This is a genomic window from Nakamurella panacisegetis (assembly GCF_900104535.1).
Classification (GTDB): Bacteria; Actinomycetota; Actinomycetes; order Mycobacteriales; family Nakamurellaceae; genus Nakamurella; species Nakamurella panacisegetis.
Genome location: NZ_LT629710.1, coordinates 802127 through 824725 on the forward strand (window position 1 = coordinate 802127; position 22599 = coordinate 824725).

24 protein-coding genes are annotated in these 22599 nt (G+C 68.7%); 13 read left to right on the forward strand and 11 right to left on the reverse strand.

Translation table 11 applies throughout. The features are described from left to right. Positions 1–50 precede the first annotated feature (50 nt). Positions 51–431, forward strand: coding sequence for a VOC family protein (locus BLS97_RS03485; protein WP_090474612.1), 381 nt, complete (start codon positions 51–53; stop codon positions 429–431). A gap of 81 nt (positions 432–512) precedes the next feature. On the opposite strand, the gene BLS97_RS03490 is transcribed toward BLS97_RS03485, so the two are convergent. The 5 genes from BLS97_RS03490 to BLS97_RS03510 are packed head-to-tail and all read right to left on the reverse strand — an operon-like array spanning position 513 to position 6279. Then, positions 513–1601: an enolase C-terminal domain-like protein gene (locus tag BLS97_RS03490; RefSeq protein WP_090474613.1), complete on the reverse strand. Its 1089-nt coding sequence runs from the start codon at positions 1599–1601 to the stop codon at positions 513–515. Next, the gene (locus BLS97_RS03495; protein WP_090474614.1) at positions 1598–3289 is read right to left on the reverse strand and encodes a GMC family oxidoreductase; all 1692 of its coding nucleotides are present in this window, start codon (positions 3287–3289) and stop codon (positions 1598–1600) included. The genes BLS97_RS03490 and BLS97_RS03495 overlap by 4 nt, the downstream gene beginning before the upstream one ends. After that, positions 3282–3992, reverse strand: a complete 711-nt coding sequence (locus BLS97_RS03500) for a gluconate 2-dehydrogenase subunit 3 family protein (protein WP_090474615.1) — start codon at positions 3990–3992, stop codon at positions 3282–3284. Before BLS97_RS03500 ends, BLS97_RS03495 begins: the two co-directional genes overlap by 8 nt. Further along, the gene (locus BLS97_RS03505) at positions 3989–4453 is read right to left on the reverse strand and encodes a hypothetical protein (RefSeq protein WP_172832202.1); all 465 of its coding nucleotides are present in this window, start codon (positions 4451–4453) and stop codon (positions 3989–3991) included. The genes BLS97_RS03500 and BLS97_RS03505 overlap by 4 nt, the downstream gene beginning before the upstream one ends. A gap of 32 nt (positions 4454–4485) precedes the next feature. Next, positions 4486–6279 carry a thiamine pyrophosphate-requiring protein gene (locus BLS97_RS03510; protein ID WP_090474616.1) on the reverse strand — a complete coding sequence of 598 codons (1794 nt, stop codon included), beginning with the start codon at positions 6277–6279 and terminating at the stop codon, positions 4486–4488. A gap of 172 nt (positions 6280–6451) precedes the next feature. Between BLS97_RS03510 and BLS97_RS03515 the strand changes: the two genes are divergently transcribed. From BLS97_RS03515 to ctaD, 5 genes are all read left to right on the forward strand, one after another. Beyond that, a complete protein-coding gene (locus tag BLS97_RS03515) occupies positions 6452–6973 on the forward strand; it encodes a MarR family winged helix-turn-helix transcriptional regulator (RefSeq protein WP_090474617.1) in 522 nt (173 codons plus the stop codon). 61 nt (positions 6974–7034) lie between these two features. Then, the gene (locus BLS97_RS03520; RefSeq protein ID WP_172832181.1) at positions 7035–8039 is read left to right on the forward strand and encodes an SDR family oxidoreductase; all 1005 of its coding nucleotides are present in this window, start codon (positions 7035–7037) and stop codon (positions 8037–8039) included. Beyond that, entirely contained in the window at positions 8036–8392 is a 357-nt protein-coding gene (locus tag BLS97_RS03525; protein ID WP_090474619.1) for a hypothetical protein, read from the forward strand. Before BLS97_RS03520 ends, BLS97_RS03525 begins: the two co-directional genes overlap by 4 nt. Continuing rightward, on the forward strand, positions 8389–10143 hold the full coding sequence (locus BLS97_RS03530) for a glycoside hydrolase family 15 protein (protein ID WP_090474620.1): 1755 nt from the start codon (positions 8389–8391) through the stop codon (positions 10141–10143). The genes BLS97_RS03525 and BLS97_RS03530 overlap by 4 nt, the downstream gene beginning before the upstream one ends. A gap of 119 nt (positions 10144–10262) precedes the next feature. Next, positions 10263–11987 carry an aa3-type cytochrome oxidase subunit I gene (gene ctaD / locus BLS97_RS03535; RefSeq protein ID WP_090474621.1) on the forward strand — a complete coding sequence of 575 codons (1725 nt, stop codon included), beginning with the start codon at positions 10263–10265 and terminating at the stop codon, positions 11985–11987. 23 nt (positions 11988–12010) lie between these two features. Here the strand turns inward: ctaD and ppk2 are convergent, their stop codons facing one another. Both ppk2 and BLS97_RS03545 read right to left on the reverse strand, forming a co-directional pair. Further along, positions 12011–12883 carry a polyphosphate kinase 2 gene (gene ppk2 / locus BLS97_RS03540; protein WP_090474622.1) on the reverse strand — a complete coding sequence of 291 codons (873 nt, stop codon included), beginning with the start codon at positions 12881–12883 and terminating at the stop codon, positions 12011–12013. A gap of 64 nt (positions 12884–12947) precedes the next feature. After that, on the reverse strand, positions 12948–13394 hold the full coding sequence (locus BLS97_RS03545) for a PspC domain-containing protein (RefSeq protein ID WP_090474623.1): 447 nt from the start codon (positions 13392–13394) through the stop codon (positions 12948–12950). 252 nt (positions 13395–13646) lie between these two features. On the opposite strand from BLS97_RS03545, the gene BLS97_RS03550 reads away from it, so the two are divergent. From BLS97_RS03550 to BLS97_RS03560, 3 genes are all read left to right on the forward strand, one after another. Continuing rightward, positions 13647–14252, forward strand: a complete 606-nt coding sequence (locus BLS97_RS03550) for an RNA polymerase sigma factor (RefSeq protein WP_231988332.1) — start codon at positions 13647–13649, stop codon at positions 14250–14252. 104 nt (positions 14253–14356) lie between these two features. Further along, on the forward strand, positions 14357–14905 hold the full coding sequence (locus tag BLS97_RS03555) for a DinB family protein (protein WP_090481215.1): 549 nt from the start codon (positions 14357–14359) through the stop codon (positions 14903–14905). 74 nt (positions 14906–14979) lie between these two features. Beyond that, positions 14980–15891 carry a cyclase family protein gene (locus BLS97_RS03560; RefSeq protein WP_090474624.1) on the forward strand — a complete coding sequence of 304 codons (912 nt, stop codon included), beginning with the start codon at positions 14980–14982 and terminating at the stop codon, positions 15889–15891. Between the two features lie 5 nt (positions 15892–15896). Here the strand turns inward: BLS97_RS03560 and BLS97_RS03565 are convergent, their stop codons facing one another. Then, positions 15897–17621, reverse strand: coding sequence for an aldehyde dehydrogenase family protein (locus BLS97_RS03565; protein ID WP_090474625.1), 1725 nt, complete (start codon positions 17619–17621; stop codon positions 15897–15899). Between the two features lie 137 nt (positions 17622–17758). On the opposite strand from BLS97_RS03565, the gene BLS97_RS03570 reads away from it, so the two are divergent. Further along, the gene (locus BLS97_RS03570) at positions 17759–18769 is read left to right on the forward strand and encodes an NADP-dependent oxidoreductase (protein ID WP_090474626.1); all 1011 of its coding nucleotides are present in this window, start codon (positions 17759–17761) and stop codon (positions 18767–18769) included. Positions 18770–18780: 11 nt separating this feature from the next. On the opposite strand, the gene BLS97_RS24120 is transcribed toward BLS97_RS03570, so the two are convergent. Both BLS97_RS24120 and BLS97_RS24125 read right to left on the reverse strand, forming a co-directional pair. Further along, positions 18781–19011: a TspO/MBR family protein gene (locus BLS97_RS24120; RefSeq protein ID WP_197676394.1), complete on the reverse strand. Its 231-nt coding sequence runs from the start codon at positions 19009–19011 to the stop codon at positions 18781–18783. Next, a complete protein-coding gene (locus BLS97_RS24125) occupies positions 19008–19265 on the reverse strand; it encodes a tryptophan-rich sensory protein (RefSeq protein WP_197676395.1) in 258 nt (85 codons plus the stop codon). Before BLS97_RS24125 ends, BLS97_RS24120 begins: the two co-directional genes overlap by 4 nt. Positions 19266–19384: 119 nt before the next feature. Here BLS97_RS24125 and BLS97_RS03580 point away from each other — a divergent pair, with 119 nt between their 5' ends. Further along, positions 19385–20266: an oxidoreductase gene (locus tag BLS97_RS03580; protein WP_090474627.1), complete on the forward strand. Its 882-nt coding sequence runs from the start codon at positions 19385–19387 to the stop codon at positions 20264–20266. Between the two features lie 102 nt (positions 20267–20368). Then, positions 20369–20836: a Rieske (2Fe-2S) protein gene (locus BLS97_RS03585; protein WP_090474628.1), complete on the forward strand. Its 468-nt coding sequence runs from the start codon at positions 20369–20371 to the stop codon at positions 20834–20836. Positions 20837–20853: 17 nt separating this feature from the next. Here the strand turns inward: BLS97_RS03585 and BLS97_RS24130 are convergent, their stop codons facing one another. After that, entirely contained in the window at positions 20854–21573 is a 720-nt protein-coding gene (locus BLS97_RS24130; RefSeq protein ID WP_090474629.1) for a hypothetical protein, read from the reverse strand. A gap of 218 nt (positions 21574–21791) precedes the next feature. On the opposite strand from BLS97_RS24130, the gene BLS97_RS03595 reads away from it, so the two are divergent. Then, positions 21792–22553, forward strand: a complete 762-nt coding sequence (locus BLS97_RS03595; protein WP_090474630.1) for a response regulator transcription factor — start codon at positions 21792–21794, stop codon at positions 22551–22553. Positions 22554–22599: the final 46 nt, after the last annotated feature.

The window sequence follows — 22599 nt, forward strand, 5'->3', positions numbered from 1 at the left end:
CATAGCCTGGCGGGTGTCAGGAACCTGACAACCACTGAAGGAGTGTCATCATGCCCGCCACCGGTCCCGACTTCATCTCACTCCAAGCGCGCGACCTCGATGCTTCGCAGGCGTTCTACGAGAAGTACCTCGGTCTGGTCCGCTCTCCGGCCGGGCCCCCGCATGCCGTCGTCTTCGACACGAGGCCGATCGCGTTCGCCCTCCGCGACGTCGTACCAGGCACCGATCTCGCAGCGGGCCCTCATCCCGGCATCGGGGCGGCGATCTGGCTCCACGCCACGGACGTCCAGGCCATTCACGACGCTCTCGTCGCCGCCGGCCAGACCATCGTCTCCGCTCCGATCGACGGCCCCTTCGGCCGGACATTCACCTTCGCCGACCCCGACGGCTACCGGGTCACCCTGCACGATCGCGCTGATGGCTCGCGGTGACGGCGCCTGCGCCTACGCCGGCACACCGGGCAACACCCCTGGCTTGACCGTCCCGGTTCGCGTGCGGCGCCGTTACCACGGTCACGCGTGTTGATGCCTGCGGGCATCGGCCCGGAGCTTCATCCCGTGCCCGGTCCCCCCGGCGCTCGGATGCAGCCGGCCGGCGGCCACCGGTGGAACCCCTTCGACCAGAAGCGGTTCCAGCCGGGCATGGTCGATGAACCATTCCACGTGCCGCAGATTGGGGACGGCCGCGCTCACGGACGCGTGCAGGGACGGTGCACAGTGCGCCGACACGTCGATGTTGCGCGCCGCGGCCAGCGCCGCCCCGCGGAGCCAGCCGGTGTACCCGCCACAACGGGTGACGTCCAGCTGCAGGCAGTCGACCACCGGCAACAGGTGCGCCGCGTCGTACAGGTCCGAGACGTATTCGCCGGCCGCCACGTCGCACCGGACCCCCGCCCGGACCGCCGCCAGACCACCCAGATCATCGCTGGACACCGGTTCTTCGAACCAGACGACGCCCAGTTCGTCGAGCTGCCGCCCGACCCGGCGGGCCTGGCCGACGGTGTAACCGCCGTTGGCGTCCACCATGAGCGCGACCTCGGGGCCGGCCAGTTTCCGCAGTCTGCGCACCCGGTGCAGGTCCCGGTCGGGGTCGGTGCCCCAGTCCTGCCCGATCTTGATCTTCATGGCGGTGCAGCCGGCGTCCGCCCACCCCTGCACCTGTTCGGCGAGTTGCGCCGGTCCGAGGGTGGTGAACCCACCCGACCCGTAGACGGGCACCGTCTCCCGCACCTGCCCGAGCAGTTGTCCCAGGGGCACCTCGAGCAGGCGGGCCTTGAGATCCCACAGAGCGATGTCCACCGCGCTGATCGCTTGCATGACCAGGCCTTTGGTGCCGATGTTGCGGCACGCGCGGTGCATGGCCGACCACGCCCCGGCGACGTCGAACGGGTCACGGCCCCCGATCGACGGGATCAGGACGTCGTGGACCACGCTGGCCGCGGCGGCGGCGCTGTAGGTCCAACCGAGACCCAGCCGACCCCCGGCCTCGACCTGGACGGTCACGGCGGTGGTCGCCGCCCACGTGAGGGTGCCGTCGGCCTCCGGCTCCGGCGTCGGGAACGTGAAGACATCGGTGCCGATGTTGCCGATGGTGGCGGTCATCGGCCCGGGCCGGCCCGGCCGGCCGCGCTCGCTCCGGCGACCGAGTTGCCCGCCGCGCCAACGGAGATCAAGCGGTCCGCGGCCCGGGCGGCGAGCGCCATGATGGTCAGCGCCGGATTGGCCGCTCCTTGGGTCGGCATGGTGCTGCCGTCGACGACGAACAGGTTCGGCATCCCGAACACGCGGTGATCAGCGTCGATCACTCCACTCCCCGGATCGGCGGCCATGCGGGCGCCTCCGACCAGGTGGGCGTACCGGTCGATGGTGATGACCTCCTGTGCGCCGGCGGAACGCAGGATCTTCTCCATCGATTCCTGCGCTGCCTTCATCAACTGCCGGTCGTTGTCGCATTGGCTGTACGAGAAGTGCGCCACCTTCAGACCGTGTCGATCGGTCTCGTCGGCCAGGGTGACCCGGTTGCGGGCCTGGGGCAGGAACTCGCAGAGCGCACCCAGCGTGGCCCAGTGCACGTAGTCGCGCATGTACTCTCGCAACGGCTCGCCCCAGTGCCCCTGGGCTGCAACGTGTTCGGCCCACGTGATCGGCAGGGGGCTTACCGTCTGGATCGACCAACCACGCTTGTACGGCTTGGCCGTGTCGGTCTCGTAGAACTGTTCGCTGGACACCTCGGGGGGAGGCGACTTGTACATCCGGATCTCGTCCGGGAAGCGGCCGGCGGTCTGCGGTGCACCCTGCACCATCAGGTAGCGACCGACCTGATCGTGATCATTTCCCAAGCCGTCGGGAAAACGCCGGGTGGCCGACAGCAGCAACAGGCGGGGCGTTTCGATGCTGTACCCGGCGACGACGACGGCGGCGGCCCGTTGGTGGTGTTCGACCCCGCCGCGGAAGTAGGTCACACCGGTCGCGACGCCGGTTCGGTCGTCAACGGTGATGGCACTGGCCATGCTGTCCGGCCGGATCTCGGCCCCATGAGCCATGGCGTCGGGAATGTGGGTGATCAACGGGGAGGCCTTCGCGTTGACCTTGCAGCCCTGCAGGCAGAACCCGCGGTAGATGCAGTGCGGCCGGTTCCCGAACCGGCCGTTGGGGATCGCGACCGGGCCCACTCGTGCCTCGATACCGGCCGCGGCGGCGCCGCGAAGGAAGACATCACCGTTGCCACCGACCGGGTGGGCGTGGTGCGGGTAGCGGTGCGGATCGCCCCACGGCCAGTCCTGTCCGGCCACCGGCAGTTCCGCCTCGATCAGCTCGTAATAGGGCTTGAGATCTCGGTACGTGATGGGCCAGTCGGCTCCGACGCCGTCGGTGCTCCTGGTGCGAAAGTCCGAGGGGTGGAAGCGCGGCGTGTACCCCGCGTAGTGGATCATGGAACCGCCGACACCACGGCCGGAGTTGTTGGATCCCAGCGGCACCGGGGTCTGACCCCCGATCTGCCGGGGCTCGGTCCAGTAGAGACTGTGCGAGCCTCGTTCGTCGCTGACCCAGTCCCGGTCCGGGTCCCAGAACGGCCCGGCGTCCAGGCAGACCACCGACCAGCCGGCCCTGGCCAGCCGTTGGGTCAGCACGCTCCCGCCTGCCCCGGCCCCCACGACGACCAGGTCGACCTCGTCGCGGTCGGCGAAACGTCGCATGTCGCTGCGCAGTTGATGATTGGTACGGGAACCCTCGTTGGGGATCAGCCAGGCGGATTCATTGCGGGCCCGGATCCGGCCGTACTCACTCATCGTCGCCGGCCGCAGTCAGCTCGTCGTGCCGGCGTCGAGCCCGCTCGGTGCGGTCGACGAACGGGATCGGGTCGGCGTCGTGATGGTCGGCGACCTCCCACTTCTCCCGGGTGTTGATGCCGGGGTTGAGGTATCCCCGGGGATAGGCCGGGCCGCCGAAACCGATCTCGTTCCACGCCCACGGGTGGGAGTAGAACGCGGTGCAGGCATACCGCGTCCACAGACTCCACACCTGCGCCGCGGGATACTCGTGCCACCGCGCGGAGGCCAGGGCCAGATCCTGCACGGCCTGGATCAGCATGGCCTGCTCACCTCGTTCGAGGCGGCAGAAGTCGTTGCTGTGCAGGGTATGTGCGTCTCGATCCAGAAAGAGCAGCGTGTCCCGCCACGCCTGGTCGTCCTGCGGCAGGTCGTCGTAGTGCCAGCCGTCGGTCTCCCCGATCGCGAGCCGGGTGTCGATCAAGGCCAACACGGGGATCCGGGGTTCCCGATCCTGGGCCAGCAACAGATCGAGTAGCGGCTCCGCCGTGGCCCGTTCGGCGACGGTGAAGAACGCCAGATCATTCGGTGGGGCCAGTCGAGCCAGCACGACGCCCGCGGTCACGTCGTCCCACACGTCGACCTGATCCAGTACGTCGAATCCGGGGAATCGGCCTCGCCCCTGCGGAGTCAGCCCGCGCCCGTCACGGCTGCGGTAGGTCACGAGTCCTCGTTTCCCTCGCGGCGCAGCGCGGCGGCCAGAATGCCCATGCCGCCGACCAAGGACGCCAGCAACGGCGCGAACATCGGCGGCCCGCCTTCCATGTTGTACCGGGTCCAGCCACCGGGGCGTTGGGCGATACCCCGCCAATGCAGGTACGTGCCCTGCAGCCCGTTGATCACGATCGCGGCCGACGCGATCGGCAGGACGGTGCGGGCGGCTCGGGCCGAGAACACGGCGGCGATGCCGGCCGGGACGGCCGCCGGAATGATCACCACCGGCCACCACATCATCTTGTTCCCGAAACTGGCCCCGTCGTGGGACAGGAACACCTCGGCGGTGGTGGCCGCGGCGCCGGCGGCGGTGAGCGCCGACAAGGTCCGTTCGAACCGGCCGGTGCGAACGTCCCAGAGCATCCGGCCCAGCACGGAGGTCGATCTCGCGATCAGGGGCGCCGCGTTCATCGCGGCCCTCCCGAGAAGCGGTAGGACATGATTCAACCCTTCTTGCTGGTGGGCCGGAATTCCTGTGCTTTCTGCTTCACGCCCTGTTTGACGAATCCCCACGCGTTCTCGTCGCCGTGCAGGATGGCCCCGGCCACGGCTTTGGCCTGAGCGAAGGTGGCGTGCGGAGGGATGGGCGGCACGTCCGGGTCGCAGCGGATGTCCAGGACGGTCGGACGACCCGCCCCCAACGCCGCCTGCCACGCGGGCCCGATCTCCTCCGGGTCGTCGATGTTCACTCCGTTCAGACCGAGACTGCGGGCGAACGCGGCGAAGTCGACATCGGGCAATGTCTGTGACTCGGCGAATTTCGGAGCGCCTTCCATGGCCCGCATCTCCCAGGTCACCTGGTTCAGGTCGTTGTTGTGCAGAATCGCCACGATCAACCGCGGGTCGGACCATTGCGACCAGTAGTGAGCGATCGTGATGAGTTCGGCCATGCCGTTCATCTGCATGGCCCCGTCGCCCACCAAGGCGATCGCCGGGCGGCCCGGATGGGCCCATTTGGCCCCGATCGCATACGGCACGGCGGGGCCCATGGTGGCCAATGTCCCGGAGAGCGAACCACGCATCTGGCCGTGGAATTTCAGCTGCCGGGCGTACCAGTTCGCGGCGCTGCCGGAATCGGCGGCGACGATCGCATCGGCTGGCAGCCGAATGGACAGCTCATGGAAGATCCGCATCGGATTGATCGGATCGGCACCGGTCATCGCCCGGTGCTCCACCGTCTCCCACCAGTCCGCGGTATCGGCTTCGATCTTCTCCCGCCAACTGCGGTCGGCTTTGCGTTCCAGCAACGGGATCAGGGCCCGCAGGGTGGCCCTGGCGTCGCCGACCAGGTTGATCTCGTACGGGTACCGCATGCCGATCCATTTGCCGGACCGGTCGATCTGCACCGCGCGAGCCTGGTCCAGCGGCGGGAGGAACTGGGTGTACGGGAAGTTCGATCCAATGGTGAGCAGCGTGTCGCAGCCCATCATCATGTTGTAGCTCGCCCGCGTCCCCAGCAGACCGATGGAACCGGTCACCCAGGCCAACGTGTCGGGCAGTACATCCTTGCCCAGCAAGGCCTTCGCCGCCCCGGCTCCGAGGAGGTCCGCGACCCGGGTGAGCTCGTCGACGCAGCCGCGCGCACCCTGCCCGACCAGCAGGGCGACCTTCTGGCCGGCGTTGAGCAGCTCGGCCACCTGCCGCAAGGCCTGCGGGTCGGGCGTCGCCGTGGCCTCGGCCAGACCGAGACTCGACGGCACCTGTTTGAACTCGTGTCCGGGCGGGACATAGGTCAGATCGAACACGTCGGACGGGATGATGATGCACGTCGGTGCCTGTTCGCTCGTGGCGATCCTGATCGCCCGGTCGATCAGGTTCGGCAGCTGCTCCGGAACGGTGCACATCTGCACGTAGTCGGAGCAGACGTCCTTGAACAGGGTCAGCAGATCCACTTCCTGCTGATAGGACCCGCCCATGGCGGAACGTTCCGTCTGCCCGACGATGGCGACCACCGGCACGTGATCCAACTTCGCGTCGTACAGCCCGTTGAGCAGATGAATGGCGCCCGGTCCGCTGGTCGCCACGCAGACCCCGACCTTCCCGGAGAACTTCGCGAACCCGACGGCGGCGAACGCGGCCATTTCCTCGTGCCGGGCCTGCACGAACTCCGGATCGTCGTCGGCCCGCCCCCAGGCCGCCAGCAAGCCGTTGATCCCATCACCGGGATAGCCGAAGACCTGCTTCACGCCCCACTGCCGCAACCGGGCCAACAAAACGTCAGCGACTGTCTCCGCCATGAAATCCGCTCCCTTCTGAGGGTCACAGGACGCCGGGTGGACCGCGCGAGTCCTGCTGCCCGCGCAATTGCGCTGTTACCATTCGAGTCCACTCCCAAACGTTGCGCGTCCGCAATGATTGCCGCAGACTCGGTACATGGTCGGGCGACGCGCAGAAGAGGCAGGAACAACAATGATCGCCTCCCCGCAACCCGCCCTCGATCCCGACGACGACGAGGTGACCGACGCCGTGTTGGCCGCGGCACGCGTGCTGGTCGGCGTGGCGATCCGGTCCATCGCCGCCGCGGAGGAGTCGATCGGCGTCAATCAGTTCCGCGCCCTGGTCATCATCGCCAGCCGCGGCCCGCTGCACTCGGCGGCGCTGGCTGAGGCAATGGGCCTGCACCCCTCCAATGCGACTCGGACCTGCGACCGGTTGGTCGCCGAGAAGCTGCTGGACCGCCGGGACAATCCGGCCGACCGCCGGCACCTCCAGCTGATCCTGACCAAGAAAGGTCGCCGATTGGTCGACGGGGTGATGAACCGCCGCCGGACGCTCATCAAGGGCATCCTGGCCCAGATGCCCGATGGCGATCGGCGTCAGCTGGCCGACGTACTCAACGAGTTCGCCCAGGCCGGCGGAGAACCGGCGGAGCAGGACCTGTGGTCGGTGGGGTGGACGACGCAGACCCCCGACGACAACGGGGCGCCCTGACCTTTCCATCGCCGCGGTGGCGCGGCCAGAAGCACCATCAAATCAAGAAGAGGTGAGGCACGTGGAGAAGCGAGTTGTGGTGGTCACCGGCGCCAGTGGCGGGATCGGCCGGGCCACCGCCCTGGCCTTCGGCGCACGCGGGGACACGGTGGCCCTGCTGGCCCGCGGCGACACGGGCCTGGCGGCCGCGGCGCAGGAAGTGCGGGACGCGGGCGGCACGGCCCTTGTCGTGCCGTTGGACGTGGCCGACCCGGATGCCGTAGCGGCCGCTGTCGAGCACATCGAGACCGAGCTGGGCCCGATCGACGTATGGGTGAACGTGGCCTTCACGTCGGTCTTCTCCCCGTTCGAGAAGATCACACCGCAGGAGTACAAGCGGGTCACCGAGGTGTCCTACCTCGGATACGTCTACGCCACCATGGCCGTCCTGCCGAGGATGAAGGCGCGCGACCGCGGCACCATCGTGCAGGTCGGGTCCGCTCTGGCCTACCGGGGCATTCCGTTGCAGACCGCGTACTGCGGAGCCAAACATGCCATTCAGGGCTTTCACGAGGCTTTGCGCTGTGAGTTGTTGCACGACAAGAGCAATGTGCACGTGACGATGGTGCAGATGCCGGCCGTGAACACGCCGCAGTTCTCCTGGGTGCTGTCCCGGCTGCCGCATCAGGCCCAACCGGTGCCCCCGATCTACCAGCCCGAATTCGCGGCCCGCGGCGTGCTGTGGGCGGCCGATCATCCGAAGCGGCGCGAGTACTGGGTCGGGGGTTCGACCGCGGCCACGCTCGCGGCCAATGCCATCGCTCCCGGTCTGCTCGATCGCTATCTGGGCCGGGTCGGCTTCGCCAACCAGCAGACCGAGCAGAAGGTGTCTCCGGATGCTCCGGAGAACCTGTGGAATGCCGCCGACGGAGCCGACGGACGAGACTTCGGAGCGCGCGGCATCTTCGACCGTCAGGCCGTCAGGGGGAAGGGTCAGTTGTGGGCCTCCCATCATCACGGCAGCCTGCTGGCCGCCGGCGCCGCCACGCTGACCGCGGCGGCGGTCCTGCTGGGGCGCAAGCGATGACCCGCACCAGCGCCGCCCGTGTCTGGGGTGGGACCACGGCCGTGATCGGCGCGGTCCTGCTCATCCGGCCAGCCGCGGTCACCGCGCGGGTGTCCGCCGGTGCATCGACACCCGACCTCACGATCGTGCGCGTCCTCGGCGGCCGGCAACTCCTGCAGGGCGGCGCGGTGCTCGTTCGCCCCGGCTCGGCGGCGCTGCTGAGGCTCGGTAGCGTGGTCGACCTGCTGCACGCGGCGAGCATGGTCGCCGCCGCGACCCTCTGGCCGCGCTACCGGCGACCGGCACTGGCGAGTGCCGTCCTCGCCGGCACCTCCGCCGCGGCCGGTGCCCTGATCGGCCGTCGGCGTCGATGACCACCGACCGAGATCGGTTCCCGCCCCAAGTGTTGCGGGAGTACGCGCTGCTGGCCGACGGCGAACGTGGCGCACTCGTGGGGCCGCGCGGGGACATCGTCTGGATGTGCGCCCCACGATGGGATTCCGGTGCCGTCTTCAGCGCGCTGCTGGGCGGTCGCAGCGGATACTCGGTGACGCCGAGAGGCCGGTTCGTCTGGGGCGGCTTCTACGAAGAGGGCACGCTCATCTGGCGCAGCCGCTGGGTCACCGAAACCGGCATCGTCGAATGTCGCGAGGCTCTCGCATTTCCCGGCGACCCACACCGAGCGGTGATCCTCCGCCGCATCATCGCCGTCGACGCCGATGCCACGGTCACCGTCACCTTGGACCCCCGCGCCGATTTCGACCAGCACCACCTGCTCGAACTACGCCGGCAGGACGGCCGGTGGACGGCGACCTCTGGTGGCCTGCACCTGAGGTGGACCGTCGGATCGTGCTGCCGACCCGACCCCGACGTGCAGCAAGGGCTGGTCGGCGAGATCACCGTACCGGCCGGCACTCATCACGATCTCGTGCTCGAGATCAGCGATCAGACACTTCCGGTCGATCCCGACCGGGCCGACATCCTCTGGCCGGCAACGGAAGCCGCCTGGGCGCAGGCCGTTCCCGCCTTGGACCGCACGCTCGACGCCCGGGACAGCCGACGCGCCTACGCCGTGATGCGCGGGTTGACATCGGCCAGCGGGGGCATGGTGGCGGCGGCCACCACCAGCCTTCCCGAACGCGCCGAGGCCGGACGCAACTACGACTACCGCTACGTATGGATCCGCGATCAGTGCTACGCGGGCCAGGCGGTCGCCGCTGCCGGGCCGCACCGCCTGCTGGACGATGCGGTCCGGTTCGTCTCCGAACGGCTGCTCGACCACGGTGACCAACTGCGACCCGCCTACACGGTCACCGGTGATTCCGTCCCCGATCAGGTCGAATTGCAGCTTCCCGGATACCCGGGTGGGCACAACAAGACGGGCAACTGGGTCAACCGGCAATTCCAGCTCGACGCCTTCGGTGAGTCGCTCCTGCTGTTCGCGGCCGCGGCCGCCCATCAGAAACTGGACAGCGACCACCGTCGGGCCGCGGGTGTGGCCGCGCTGGCCATCGCCCGGCGATGGCGTGAACCGGACGCCGGCATCTGGGAGATCGACAATCAGGCCTGGACCCACAGTCGCCTGATCTGTGCCGCCGGCCTGCGGGCCTACGCCGCCCACGAACCGGCCGACACGGCCGCCGGATGGCTGACCCTGGCTGATCAGATCATCGCCGACACCGGTCGGCACGCCACCCACCCCACCGGCCGTTGGCAACGGTCGGCTACCGATCCGAACCTGGACGCCGCCCTGCTGCTGCCGCCGCTGCGCGGTGCGATCGCCGTCGACGATCCCCGCACGGTGGCCACCCTGGACGCGTACCTGTCCGAACTGACCGTCGACGGATACGCGTACCGGTTCCGGCACGACGGCCGTCCGTTGGCCCAGGCCGAGGGATCGTTCACCCTGTGCGGCTTCATCACCGCTCAGGCCCTGCATCAACAGGGACAGTCGGTCGTCGCCGCCCGATGGTACGAGCGGACGCGTGGCGCCCAAGGTCCGCCCGAGTTGTACTCGGAGGAATTCGACGCCGGGGAACACCAACTCCGCGGGAACCTGCCGCAGGCGTTCGTCCACGCGCTGCACCTGCAGACGGCCGCGTCCCTGGCGGCCGACGTCGGGTAGCAGGCGACGCCCGCCCGCACCCGCCAAGCGCCTGCAGTGCGCATCTACCCGTACCGACGTCCCGTCAACACCCCGAACCGCATGTCGCCGCAACACCTATCACGTCAGGAGAACCGGCCATGACCGCTGTGGCGCCCCGACCGAGCCGCCGCCCTTATCCGGTGAAACGTCATCACCCCGGCGTCAAGTTCCTTGGTTATCTGAAGACGACCGATCCGAAGGAGCTCGGGGTCATGTACATCGCGACCTCCCTGTTCTTCTTCATGGTGGGCGGTGTCATGGCCCTGCTGATGCGCGCCGAGCTGGCTCGCCCCGGCCTGCAGTTCCTGAGCCAGGAGCAGTACAACCAGCTGTTCACCATGCACGGCACGATCATGCTGTTGTTCTATGCGACCCCCATCGTCTTCGGGTTCGCGAACTACGTACTGCCGTTGCAGATCGGCGCACCGGACGTGGCCTTTCCCCGTCTCAACGCATTCTCGTACTGGTTGTACCTGTTCGGCGCGATCGTCTCGGTGTCCGGTTTCTTCACCCCCGGTGGCGCCGCCGCGTTCGGCTGGACCGCCTACAGCCCGCTGTCCAACGCCACGAACTCCCCCGGTGTGGGCGGCGACCTGTGGGCGATGGGACTGGTCATCGCCGGTCTCGGCACCATCCTCGGAGCCGTCAACATGATCACCACGATCATCTGCCTACGGTGCCCGGGCATGACGATGTGGCGAATGCCGGTGTTCACCTGGGAAATCCTCGTCACCGCCATCCTGATCCTGATCGCGTTCCCGGTGCTGGCCGCCGCGCTCCTGGGCCTGGAGGCCGACCGGCACCTCGGCTCGCACGTGTTCGACCCGGCCAACGGCGGCGCAATCCTGTGGCAGCACCTGTTCTGGTTCTTCGGGCACCCAGAGGTCTACATCGTGGCCCTGCCGTTCTTCGGCATCGTCACCGAGGTGATCCCGGTCTTCTCGCGCAAGCCGGTGTTCGGATACCGGGGGCTGGTATACGCCACCTTCGGCATCGCCGCCCTGTCGGTCACCGTGTGGGCCCACCACATGTTCGCCACCGGCGCCGTCCTTCTGCCCTTCTTCTCGTTCATGACGTTCCTGATCGCGGTGCCGACCGGTATCAAGTTCTTCAACTGGATCGGCACCATGTGGAAAGGACAGATCACCTTCGAGACGCCGATGCTCTTCGCCGCCGGATTCATGGTCACCTTCCTGTTCGGCGGCCTGACCGGCGTCATCCTGGCCTCACCGGCATTGGACTTCCACGTCTCCGACACCTATTTCGTCGTCGCCCATTTCCACTACGTGCTCTTCGGGACCATTGTGTTCGCCACCTTCTCCGGGATCTACTTCTGGTTCCCGAAGATGACCGGGCGATTCCTGGACGAAGGTCTGGGGAAGTTCCACTTCTGGACCACGTTCGTCGGGTTCCACCTGACGTTCCTGATCCAGCACTGGCTGGGCAACATGGGCATGCCCCGGCGCTACGCCGACTACCTGCCGGCGGACGGTTTCACCACGCTGAACACGATCTCGACCATCGGGGCGTTCATTCTCGGCGCCTCGCTACTGCCCTTCGGCTGGAACGTGTTCCGGTCCCTTCGATACGGGGAGGTCACCACGGCGGACGACCCGTGGGGGTACGGGAATTCCCTGGAGTGGGCCACCTCCACCCCGCCGCCCCGCCACAATTTCACCTCACTGCCCCGCATCCGTTCCGAACGGCCCGCGTTCGAACTGCATCACCCGGACATGATCGGACGCATGCGCGACGAAGGCCACGCCGGACGGCGTCCGCAATCCGTGGCCCCGGGACCCGGCCCGGCAGACCCGGACCGGTGACGGGTCAGTCGGTCACCGTCGGGTCAGGCGGAGCCGGATCGTTTCGACGGGCGGGTCTTCCTCGGTATCGAGGCGGCATGGTCGGGGACGTACCGGAACTTCTCGATGGACGGCCGCTGGTAGTCGCCGGCCGGGGGACGCCGCGGGATCTTGATCTCCTGCGGCTCGAGGTGCGCGTACGCGATCGTTGACAGGAGGTGATGCATGACGTTGACCCGGGCCGATCTCTTGTCGTCGCCCTCGACGACGAACCAAGGACACAACAACGTGTCCGTCTGTTCGAACATGTCGTCCTTGGCTCGGGAATAGTCGATCCACTTGGTGATCGACTGGACGTCGACCTCCGACAGCTTCCACCGTCGCATCGGGTCGTTGTGCCGGCTTCGGAATCGGCGTTCCTGCTCCACATCGGACACCGAGAACCAGTACTTGCGCAGCAATATGCCGTCTTCGACCAGCATCTGCTCGAAGACCGGGGCCTGATGGAGGAATCGGATGTACTCGTCAGCCGTGCAGAAGCCCATGACCCGCTCCACACCGGCCCGGTTGTACCAGGAACGGTCGAACAGGACGATCTCGCCGGCCGACGGCAGGTGCTCGATGTAGCGCTGGAAGTACCACTGGGTCCGTTCCCGCTCGGTCGGGGTGGGCAACGCGACGATGCGGCACCAGCGAGGGTTGAGATATTCGGTGATCCGCTTGATGGCCGAACCCTTGCCCGCCGCATCCCGCCCTTCGAAGATCACCACCACCCGGGAGCCGGTTTCCTTGACCCACTCCTGCATGGCCACCAACTCGGCCTGCAACCGACGCAACTCCGCCTCGTAGACGCGGGCCGGCAGGCGGCCGGGTCCGGTTCGGGTCTGACCATTGATACCGACTGGGGTGGAGTTCATCAGCTGCCTCCGACGTCGGACGGCCGACCACCGGTCGGCGGCCCGGCCAGGTGCCCGTACGCGCTCACCGCGGACGTGGACGCTGGAGCGCCGAGACGATCAGGACCACGCCGGCCAGGGCAACGGCGAACGGCCAGAAGACGACCGCGTTGAACCAGGGAACGAGTTGGTGCAGCAGCATCAGTCCGCCGATACCGAGCAGGATCGCCCCGGCCACGATGGCGGCGCCGCGCTGGCCCGGGCGGCGCACGACGATCGGCTCCTGGCCGGGAGCCTCCGGGATGCCGATCCAGCCGATGATGTACAGGAGCACACCACCACCGCCGCCCAGGGAGATCGCCACCGCGGCAATCCGGATGACGACCGGATCGACCCCCAGATAGCGGGCCAGGCCGCCGCAGACCCCGGCGATCACCCGGTCCTCGCGGCTCCGATACAGCCGACGAACCGGCGGGTTCGGGCCCGACGGAGGCTCGGCGACCGATGGTGGACGGTCGTCCCAGGTGGACATGGCGGCTCCCTCCTGCAAGGTGAGCTACCAGCCTTTCCGCTCGGCCGCCGCGTCCACCAGATCTGAAGGTCCATGCGATCAGGGCCGAAAGGCCCTTCGATCAAGGACCTTCGATCGGCTCCCGGTTCGCCCGATTCGCCTACCGTCACGGCATGACCAGCGGGTGGCCCGAGATGCCGGGCCTCGTGCTGCGCGCCGCGGCGTTCCGATCCAGGCCAAGACGCCCCGCCCCCCACTGAGAAGGACGAATCCGTGGCCACCCCGACCGTGCCGATCACCGACCTGGTCGTTCGTGGCGCGCGCGGGGATCAGGAAGCCTGGAACTCGATCGTCGATCGCTACCTCCCGCTCGTGACGTCGGTGATCCGCCGCTGTCGGGTGACCGAAGAGGACAGGGAGGACGTCAGCCAGACGGTGTGGTTGCGGCTGGTCGAGAACCTGGGGCGAATACGGGATCCGCAGGCGCTGCCGGCCTGGATCATCCGGACGACCCGGAACGAGGCCCTGCGGGTGCTGCGGCAGCGGGCCCGGGCGGTGCCGGTCGACCCCATCGACGGACCGGATCTGGACGCCCGACCCGACCCGGACGAGATCGACCGCGAAATCCTCCGCCAGGAACGCGCTCAGGCGTTGCGCGACGGATTGGCCGAACTCAGTGTCGGCCAGCGGAACCTGTTGCTGCTGTTGGTGGCCGATCCCCCGCTGTCCTACGAGACGATCAGTCGTCGAGTGGGCATGCCGGTCGGCAGCATCGGACCGACCAGGGCCAGATACCTGGCCAAACTCCGGTCGACCCCAGCGGTCAGGGCACTGGTGTCCGGCCCGACCCAGACCCGATCGGCAGGCAACGTCAGCTAACCGGACAGCCGGCCTCGATGTCGGTGATCAGGAGGCAAACCGACCTGATCGCGGGGCACGATGGCCCTCATCAGACATGTCAGACCCGGAGCTGGAGGATCACCATGGCCGTGAACTGGACGACCGAACTGCTCGATCAGCTGAACTGGCACTGGGACCGGCAACTCCGGCCCCGACTGGACGGCCTGACCGACGACGAGTACTTCTGGGAGCCGGTGCGCGGAGCGTGGAACCTGCGGCCGCGCGGTGAGGCCGTGACGCCGATGGCGGCCGGTTCGGGTGACTACGTGCTCGACTACGCTTTTCCCGAACCACGTCCGGCGCCGGTGACGACGATCGCCTGGCGCATAGGTCACCTGCTGGTCGGGGTGTTCGGAATGCGCAACGCTTCCCATTTCGGCGGGCCGGCCCTCGACTACCCGACCTACCGCTATCCGGAGCATGCCGACGAAGCGCTGCACCAACTCGACGAGATGCAGGCGGCCTGGCGGGCCGGAGTCGCGACCCTCGACGAGCTCGGGATGGCGGCGCCGTCGGGCGAGGCCGGGCACGAGGACGCCCCGATGGCCACGCTCGTGCTGCACATCAACCGCGAAGTGATCCATCACGGCGCCGAGATCGCTTTGCTGCGGGATCTGTACGCCTGGCGCTGACCCGGCCGGACCTGTGATCAGCGTTGATCCATCGTGCCTTTACACAGCGGTCCCGCACCGTCGATCATGCCCGCATGACCCAATTCCGCGCGCAGTTCGACGCCACCATCACCTTCCTCAACGGCGGCGGCCTGCAGACGCAGGGATTCCTCCTCGACGTTCGATCCGAGCAGGTCGAGGACACCGACCTCGCTCTCGCCCTGGTCCGTCACCTGGGCCTGCTGATGGTCGAGGACGTGAGTGTGAGCAACGTACGAGTGGTGCCGGCCGCCCATCGCGGGTCACGCGGGACCGGCGGCCCGGCCGCGTCGCCGGGACGGCTGATCGACCTGTCCCACGTCATCCGGGAGGGCATGGTCACCTATCCGGGGCTGCCGGGACCGGAGTTCCGGCCTTACCTCTCGCGCGAGGATTCCAAGGCGGTGTACGCGGACGGCACCCAGTTCACCATCGACCGGATCAGCATGCTCGGCAACACGGGCACCTACCTGGACAGTCCGCACCACCGCTACGACGGCGGGACCGACCTGGCCGGGCTGCACCTGGAGCAGCTGGCCGATCTGCCCATCTCGGTCGGGCGACTCGACGGCAGCACGTCCCGTGGCATTGCGGCCGCAGCGCTGGCCGCCCTGGACGTCGCCGGCCGCGCCGTCCTGTTGCAGACCGGGTGGGACCGGCACTTCGGCACCGAGGCCTACGCCGGCCCGGCGCCGTACCTGACCGAGGACGGCGCCCGTTACCTGGTCGAGCACGGCGCGGCCCTGGTCGGGATCGATTCGGTGAACATCGACGACACGGCGCCGACGTCCGGTGGCCGTCGACCGGCCCACTCCCTACTGCTGGCCGCCGGGATACCGGTACTGGAGCATCTGACCGCCCTGGCCGATGTGCCCGCCGACGGCGCCCGTCTGCACGCCGTTCCGCCGAAGGTCGCCGGCTTCGGCACCTTTCCGGTGCGCGCCTACGCCGTCGTGCGACCGGACTGAGACCATCAGCCCCGGAGTGCCGACGCGAAGATGCCGGGCAGTTTCACCCATGACGGATTCGCCGCGAAGGCGGTGAGACGACGGCCGGTGGTGGCCTGGGTCCGGTTGGTGACGAACCACGGCGGCCTCGGCGACAGGGTGAACTCGCCGGCCCCCAAGGACCGGTGCCACGGACGGAACGGTCCTCGCACCACCGTGCGCTCCGCGTCGTCGAGCAGGAGAGCGTTGTGCACCAGACCGATGCCGCTCTGCACATCGGTCAAGGTGTGCCCGGGGAACGCACCCCAGGTCGCGCGCGCGGTCAGGAAACCGAACCCGGTCCACGCGTTCACCGCGATGCATCCGTATCGCAGGTCGGCCAGCGCCTCTTCGAAGGCCGCGCCGGCCGCGCGCAGCGTCCGCGGGTGGGCGATCACGTTGACGCCCAGGGTCCCGGCGAACTTCTCGTTGGCCGTGGCGACAGCCGCCCGCAGGAAGTCCAGACCCGAGCCCGGCAGTTCGGTCACGGCCAGGACCGGTGCGAAGTACTCGGTCGTCATTGCCTTCTCGCCGTCCGCGGACCCGATCCCGGTGATCAGCAGGCGCCCGTTGGGCAGCGTCTCGGCGGACGGGTAGCTCGACTTCGCCCCCGCCACCCGCTGGTCGCTGCCCGGGTAGTAGGCGGCCCGCTGCGGCGCCCTGGACAGGGCCGAACGGACCTGCGCCAGGAACTCTCCACGCTGCGGCCAGTCCGACGACAGGACGACGACCTGACCGGCGATGCAGTTGTAGCCGCCGTTGTGCAGACGTTGGGTCGCGATGTGCTCGGCCTGGAAGCGCAGATCCGCCTTCGACCAGCGACCGGGGACAATGATGATGGGCGACACACCACCCAGCTCACTGGTGATCTCCTTGTCCAGCAACGGCTCTGCGGCGCCGACCCGAGCGGCCGCCTTACGGGCGGCGCCTTCGACGCCCCCACCGAAGACGATCGCGTCATGGCTCAGTGCGCTGCCGGTGATGTGGACGTGGTCGACCAGGTCGTGGTGCACCAGGTACTGCCCGACGTCGGCACCACCGGTGACGATCCGGAGGAATCCGGCCGCCACCAAGGGCTGCAGGGCCGACTGGAACACCGGGGCGATCGTCTCGGTGATCGGATTCAACTTGAGCAGGACGACCCGGTTGTGAGCGAACAGCTCGTAGAGCACGTCCAGCACCGGAATGGAGGTGATGTTGCCGGCGCCCAGCACCAGACCGACCCCGCCCCCTCGACTCGGGGTGAGTTGCCCCAGGCCGGCCCGGGCCCGCACGTCGTCGGCGCCGATCCCTGGTCGCATCCAGACCTCGGCGCGGTACCCGCTCAGCAGCAGGCTGTCGAAGAGGTTGTGCGGCAGGACTTTCACGGCCACCCGATTGCCGGGCACGGAACCGATCGGGACGTCGTCCACCGGACTGCGGCCCGACTCCAGGGCCCGGAGCGACTCGGTCAGAGCGGTGAGCGCGGACAGCACGGCGTACGGGCCGGACGTCCATTCCTCGCCGACCAGCGACGACGATGGTTCCAGGCCCTTGTAGGAGGCGGCCACCCGCACCCAGTCGTCGGCCTGCCGGGACACCGCGGTCGACACGCGGGACAGCAGGTCGAGGCGGCCGGACAGTGGGAGTGCGGTCCACCGGCCGGCGCCGGCCACAAGGTCGGACAGGGCCGAGTCCAATTCCTCGGTGCCGTGCTGGAGCTGCGCCGTCATCGTGGTCCACCTTCGCTGGGATCGGTCACCTTACCGACGCCGGCCGGAACCGTCCCGCCGGTGTCCTTCACTGTGCCACGGCGCGCGGCGTAACGTGGCGGCCGCCCGTCGACCAGCAACCGGACAGGACATCTGACATGACCTCGACCACGAGCCGCGAATGGCATCTGGCGCACCGCCCCCACGGTGAGCCGGTCCCCGGCGACTTCCGGATGGAGACGGTCCAGGTTCCGGCCCCGGTGACCGGGGAGGTATTGGTACGCAACACCTTCCTTTCGGTCGACCCGTACATGCGAGGCCGGATGAACGACGTCCCGTCCTACGTTTCTCCGTTCCAGCTCGACCAGCCGTTGACCGGCGGGGCCCTGGGCGAGGTGATCGCCTCCGAGTACGACGGTCTGGCGGTCGGCGATCTGGTGCTGCACGAGTACGGATGGCGGGAGTACGCGTCCGGTCCGGGCACCCGCTTCCGGAGGGTGACCCCCGTGCCGGGCGTCTCCCCCAGCGCCCATCTGGGGGTGCTCGGCATGATCGGCCTGACCGCCTACGCCGGGCTGCTCGACGTCGCCCGCATGCAACCGGGCGAGATCGTCTTCGTCTCCGGCGCCGCCGGCGCGGTGGGGTCCATGGTCGGCCAGATCGCCAAACTCAAGGGCGCGTCGCGGGTGATCGGTTCCGCCGGGAGCAAGGCCAAGGTCGACCTGCTGGTCTCGAAGTTCGGCTATGACGCCGCATTCAACTATCACGACGGTTCGGTCAACCGGCAGCTTCGGGCCGCCGCGCCGGACGGCATCGACGTGTACTTCGACAACGTCGGCGGGGATCACCTGGAGGCAGCCATCTTCGCCTTCCGGACGTTCGGGCGCGCGGCCATCTGCGGCGCCATCTCCTCCTACAACTCGACCGAACCGCCATCGGCGCCGCGCAACCTGTCGCTGATCATCGGCAAGGGCGTGAGTCTGACCGGATTCCTGGTCAACCATCACCGGAATCGCGCCGCGGCCGCCGCCGCCGAGATCGGCGGCTGGCTGACCTCCGGGAAACTCGTCTACCAGGAGACCGTGGTCGATGGGGTGGAGAACACCCCGGCCGCATTCCTGGACATGTTGCGGGGCGCCAACATCGGCAAGATGGTGGTCGCCCTCTGACCGGCCGTCACTCAGCGGCGGCCACGGTTGAGCCAGGCGATCGCGATGTTGAGGACGGTGGCGAACCCGCACCAGGCCGGGTACGGAGCCAGCGCCCACCCCGTACGACGGTCGGTGGCGCCGACCCGGCGCACCAGGTCGGCCGAACTGACGGTGATCGCTGCGCACTCGGCGGCGGCGATCCATGGACGATGCAGGCGGAAGAACAGCCAGTTCCATGCCCCGTTCAGCGTCAGGTTCACTGCGAGAGCCTTGACCAGGGAACGCTTTCGGGCCAGATCACCCCGCCGCTCCAGGGTCTGGACGGCCTGGCCGTGGTCACCGCGATATCGGCGTAGAGAGGGGTCCAGACGAGGCCGAACGCCGGTGCGGGCGGCTGCCACGCCGGCTTCCGCAGTCCGATGTAGTAGGCCGAACCTGGGTCGGTGGCCAGTCCGCCGGTCACTGCGGCGGCCGTGACCGCGGCTCCGATCGTCGCCAGCGTGCGCACGTTCATCCATCCTCTTTCCGTCGTCGGTGGTCGGGGCACCCGGCCGTCGGAGGCACAATCGCTGGAGTTCCCCAGCCGGACCGGTGCAAACGCGCGGGCCGTCCAACGCAGCTCAGGAGTGAACGATGACCGACGACTCACCGGCCGCGGCGGCCGGGACCTTCCTGTTCGGCGGTGACCTGACGGTCAACCGTCTCGGCTACGGATCGATGCGATTGTCCGGCCCGGGCATCATGGGGCCGCCGGCCGACCGTGACGAGGCCATCGCCGTGCTGCGCACCGCGGTCGAACTGGGTGTCAACCACATCGACACCAGCGACTACTACGGCCCCTACATCGTCAACGAGTTGATCAGGGAGGCGCTGCACCCCTATCCGGACGACCTGGTGCTGGTGACCAAGGTCGGCGCCCGCCGCGACGCCCAGGGGCAGTGGCTGCCCGCGCTCACCCCGGGCGAGTTGGTCAGCGCCGTCCGGGACAACCTGGACCACCTCGGACTCGACGTCATCCACGCGGTGAACCTGCGCATGGCCGACGAGCACGGTGGAGTCATGCGCGAGGGTTCACTGGCCCCGCAGTTCGAGGTACTCGCCGGGTTGCAGCAGCAGGGCCTGATCCGGCATCTCGGGGTCAGCAACGTCGGACGGGACCAACTCGTCGAGGCCCAGACCATCGCCCCGGTGGCGTGCGTGCAGAACGCGTACAACGTGGTCGACCGGGCCGACGACGAGCTGGTCGACACGTGCGCCGCCGAAGGCATCGCCTTCGTCCCGTTCTTCCCACTCGGCGGTTTCACGCCGCTCGCCGCCGATCGGTTCGGCACGATCGCGGAATCGCTCGGCGCGACCACCATGCAGTTGGCCCTGGCCTGGTTGCTGCATCGTTCGCCCGCGATCCTCTGCATTCCGGGCACGTCGAGCGTCCAGCATCTGCGGGAGAACGTCGGCGCCGCATCGATTGTGCTGACCGCCGACCAGCTCGACGACCTTGACCGGCTGACGATGTGACCGGAGGACAGTTCGTCACGGCGGCTTCACGACGTGCCCTGAGATGATCATGGTGACTCGCGCGCCCCACCGGGGGCGCCTGACGTACCGGAGGTTCCATTCATGACGTTGACCGAGATTGCCGACCAGGCCGCGATTCCCGCCGCCAGTCGGGTGTGGCCGCGTCGGGCGGTGCTCGCCGGTTCCGGCGCCGCCCTGCTGGCCTGCGCCGCCTGCGGCTCGAAATCCACCGCCACGAGCTCGGCGAGCACCACCAGCACCGCCGCCGCCGCGAACTCTTCCGCGGCCGGGGGCAGCCCCATCGCCTCGGTCAGCGCGATCCCCGCCGATTCCGGCCTGATCGCCGATGCTCCGTCCGGCAAGGTCATTCTGGCCAAGTCGAACGGAAAGGTCGTGGCCCACAGCGCAATCTGCACGCACCAGGGTGCGGTCATCGACGGGACCGGCACCTGCCCGCTGCACGGGTCGAAGTTCAACCCGGCCACCGGTGCCGTCATCAACGGCCCGGCCGGCAGCCCGCTCGCGGCCGTCGCCGTGACCGAGAAGGACGGCAAGGTCTACCCGGCCTGAGCCGGCAGCGGCTCCGGTCAGACCGTCGGCTGACCGGAGCTGCCACCGCTCGACCCGGTACCTCCGTTGGGCGCGGTACCTCCGTTGGGCGCCGTACCTCCATTGGGCGCGGTACCTCCGTTGGGCGCGGTACCTCCGTTGGATCCCGTACCGCCGTTGGATCCGGTGCCTCCGGTCGACCCTGGTCCACCGGGAAGGTTCTGCCCGCCCTGGCTACCTCCGGGGAAGCTGCCCGTGCCGTCGGTGGTACCCGATCCGGCGCCACCCAGGCCGGGGCCCCCGGTCGACCCCCCGCCGAATCCGCCGCCGCCGGGCAGACCCCCGCCCGGCCCACCGAACTGGTTGGTGGTCGAGGACGTGGAGGCATTGGCCGCCGTCACGGCGATGGTCCCGCCGATGGCGACGGCAGCCGCCACCCCGACCGCCGTGATGGTCTTGGCCATGGTCGAGATCTTCTTCCCGTCGACGGGCACGGCGGCGTCGACCCGAACATCGCCGGCCGCCCCTGCCCGCGCACCCCACACCGGCCCGTCCTCCGACTCGGACCGGGCGTCACCGGCGGGCGGCGGAACCAGCACGGTGTGCACCGGAAGAGGCTGGCCGGCCCAGGCCGCGCCCCGGTCGGTCCAACCGGCATACGGATCGGCCGCGGGGCCGACGGAGGCATCGGCCGGAAGGGCGCGGGGATCGCCCTCCCCCGCCGGCCGGGTGGGTGCGGACTGGGGATATTCGGACATGGTGGACCCTTTCGGTTCGAGACGATCCGCGGCGGCCAGGACCGTCGGTCCGGGGATGCCGGGAACCAGCAGGACACCACCGTGCAGGTCGAAGCTGTCCGCCGGCTGTGCGGTCGGCCCCAGCCCTGTGTGTGTCGCAGGAGCATGATGGGTGCAGCCACAGCTTTGACACAGCCAAGACCTAGCTGGGCCACACGCCCCTACACGAGGATCACCTCATGACGAGCTCTCCCTTCGCAACCTTCACCCCCCGCGTCGAGAACGGACGCGAGACCTTGCGAGGCCCGGAGGGTCGTCCGATCAAGGTCCTGGTGGTGGACGACGAGCAGACCTTGTCCGAGCTGCTGGGTCTTGCCCTGCGCTACGAGGGCTGGGATGTCCGCACCGCCGGTGACGGCGCGTCCGCGATCACGGCGGCCCGGGAGATGCGCCCCGATCTCGTCGTCCTGGACGTGATGTTGCCCGACATGGACGGACTGGAGGTCCTCCGCCGCCTCCGCACCGACTCCGACCGCACCCCCGTGCTGTTCCTGACCGCCCGCGACGCCGTCGAGGACCGCATTGCCGGCCTCACCGCGGGCGGCGACGATTACGTGACCAAGCCCTTCTCGATCGAAGAGTTGGTGCTGCGGCTGCGGGCCCTGCTGCGCCGCTCGCACACGGCGCTCACCGCGGATTCGTCGCTGCTGACGGTGGGCGACCTGACGCTGGACGAGGACTCGCGCGAGGTGCACCGCTCCGGCGATCTGATCGCCCTGACCGCCACCGAGTTCGAGTTGCTCCGCTTCCTGATGCGCAACGCCAAGCGCGTGCTGAGCAAGGCCCAGATCCTGGACCGGGTCTGGAACTACGACTTCGGCGGCCAGGCCAACATCGTCGAGCTCTACATCTCCTACCTGCGCAAGAAGATCGACTCCGGCCGTGAGCCGATGATCCACACCATGCGCGGGTTCGGCTACGTCCTCAAGCCGGTCGGCTGAACCTCGTGTCCGTTTCCGCCCCGACCAGCCCCCCGACACCCCCGGC

What these genes read in the sequence shown, in the direction of transcription:
- BLS97_RS03485 (WP_090474612.1), top strand. Translation starts at nt 51, where the DNA reads ATGCCCGCCACCGGTCCCGACTTCATCTCACTCCAAGCGCGCGACCTC.
- BLS97_RS03490 (WP_090474613.1), bottom strand. Translation starts at nt 1,601, where the DNA reads ATGACCGCCACCATCGGCAACATCGGCACCGATGTCTTCACGTTCCCG.
- BLS97_RS03495 (WP_090474614.1), bottom strand. Translation starts at nt 3,289, where the DNA reads ATGAGTGAGTACGGCCGGATCCGGGCCCGCAATGAATCCGCCTGGCTG.
- BLS97_RS03505 (WP_172832202.1), bottom strand. Translation starts at nt 4,453, where the DNA reads ATGAACGCGGCGCCCCTGATCGCGAGATCGACCTCCGTGCTGGGCCGG.
- BLS97_RS03510 (WP_090474616.1), bottom strand. Translation starts at nt 6,279, where the DNA reads ATGGCGGAGACAGTCGCTGACGTTTTGTTGGCCCGGTTGCGGCAGTGG.
- BLS97_RS03515 (WP_090474617.1), top strand. Translation starts at nt 6,452, where the DNA reads ATGATCGCCTCCCCGCAACCCGCCCTCGATCCCGACGACGACGAGGTG.
- BLS97_RS03525 (WP_090474619.1), top strand. Translation starts at nt 8,036, where the DNA reads ATGACCCGCACCAGCGCCGCCCGTGTCTGGGGTGGGACCACGGCCGTG.
- BLS97_RS03530 (WP_090474620.1), top strand. Translation starts at nt 8,389, where the DNA reads ATGACCACCGACCGAGATCGGTTCCCGCCCCAAGTGTTGCGGGAGTAC.
- ctaD (WP_090474621.1), top strand. Translation starts at nt 10,263, where the DNA reads ATGACCGCTGTGGCGCCCCGACCGAGCCGCCGCCCTTATCCGGTGAAA.
- ppk2 (WP_090474622.1), bottom strand. Translation starts at nt 12,883, where the DNA reads ATGAACTCCACCCCAGTCGGTATCAATGGTCAGACCCGAACCGGACCC.
- BLS97_RS03545 (WP_090474623.1), bottom strand. Translation starts at nt 13,394, where the DNA reads ATGTCCACCTGGGACGACCGTCCACCATCGGTCGCCGAGCCTCCGTCG.
- BLS97_RS03555 (WP_090481215.1), top strand. Translation starts at nt 14,357, where the DNA reads ATGGCCGTGAACTGGACGACCGAACTGCTCGATCAGCTGAACTGGCAC.
- BLS97_RS03560 (WP_090474624.1), top strand. Translation starts at nt 14,980, where the DNA reads ATGACCCAATTCCGCGCGCAGTTCGACGCCACCATCACCTTCCTCAAC.
- BLS97_RS03565 (WP_090474625.1), bottom strand. Translation starts at nt 17,621, where the DNA reads ATGACGGCGCAGCTCCAGCACGGCACCGAGGAATTGGACTCGGCCCTG.
- BLS97_RS03570 (WP_090474626.1), top strand. Translation starts at nt 17,759, where the DNA reads ATGACCTCGACCACGAGCCGCGAATGGCATCTGGCGCACCGCCCCCAC.
- BLS97_RS24125 (WP_197676395.1), bottom strand. Translation starts at nt 19,265, where the DNA reads ATGAACGTGCGCACGCTGGCGACGATCGGAGCCGCGGTCACGGCCGCC.
- BLS97_RS03580 (WP_090474627.1), top strand. Translation starts at nt 19,385, where the DNA reads ATGACCGACGACTCACCGGCCGCGGCGGCCGGGACCTTCCTGTTCGGC.
- BLS97_RS03585 (WP_090474628.1), top strand. Translation starts at nt 20,369, where the DNA reads ATGACGTTGACCGAGATTGCCGACCAGGCCGCGATTCCCGCCGCCAGT.
- BLS97_RS24130 (WP_090474629.1), bottom strand. Translation starts at nt 21,573, where the DNA reads ATGTCCGAATATCCCCAGTCCGCACCCACCCGGCCGGCGGGGGAGGGC.
- BLS97_RS03595 (WP_090474630.1), top strand. Translation starts at nt 21,792, where the DNA reads ATGACGAGCTCTCCCTTCGCAACCTTCACCCCCCGCGTCGAGAACGGA.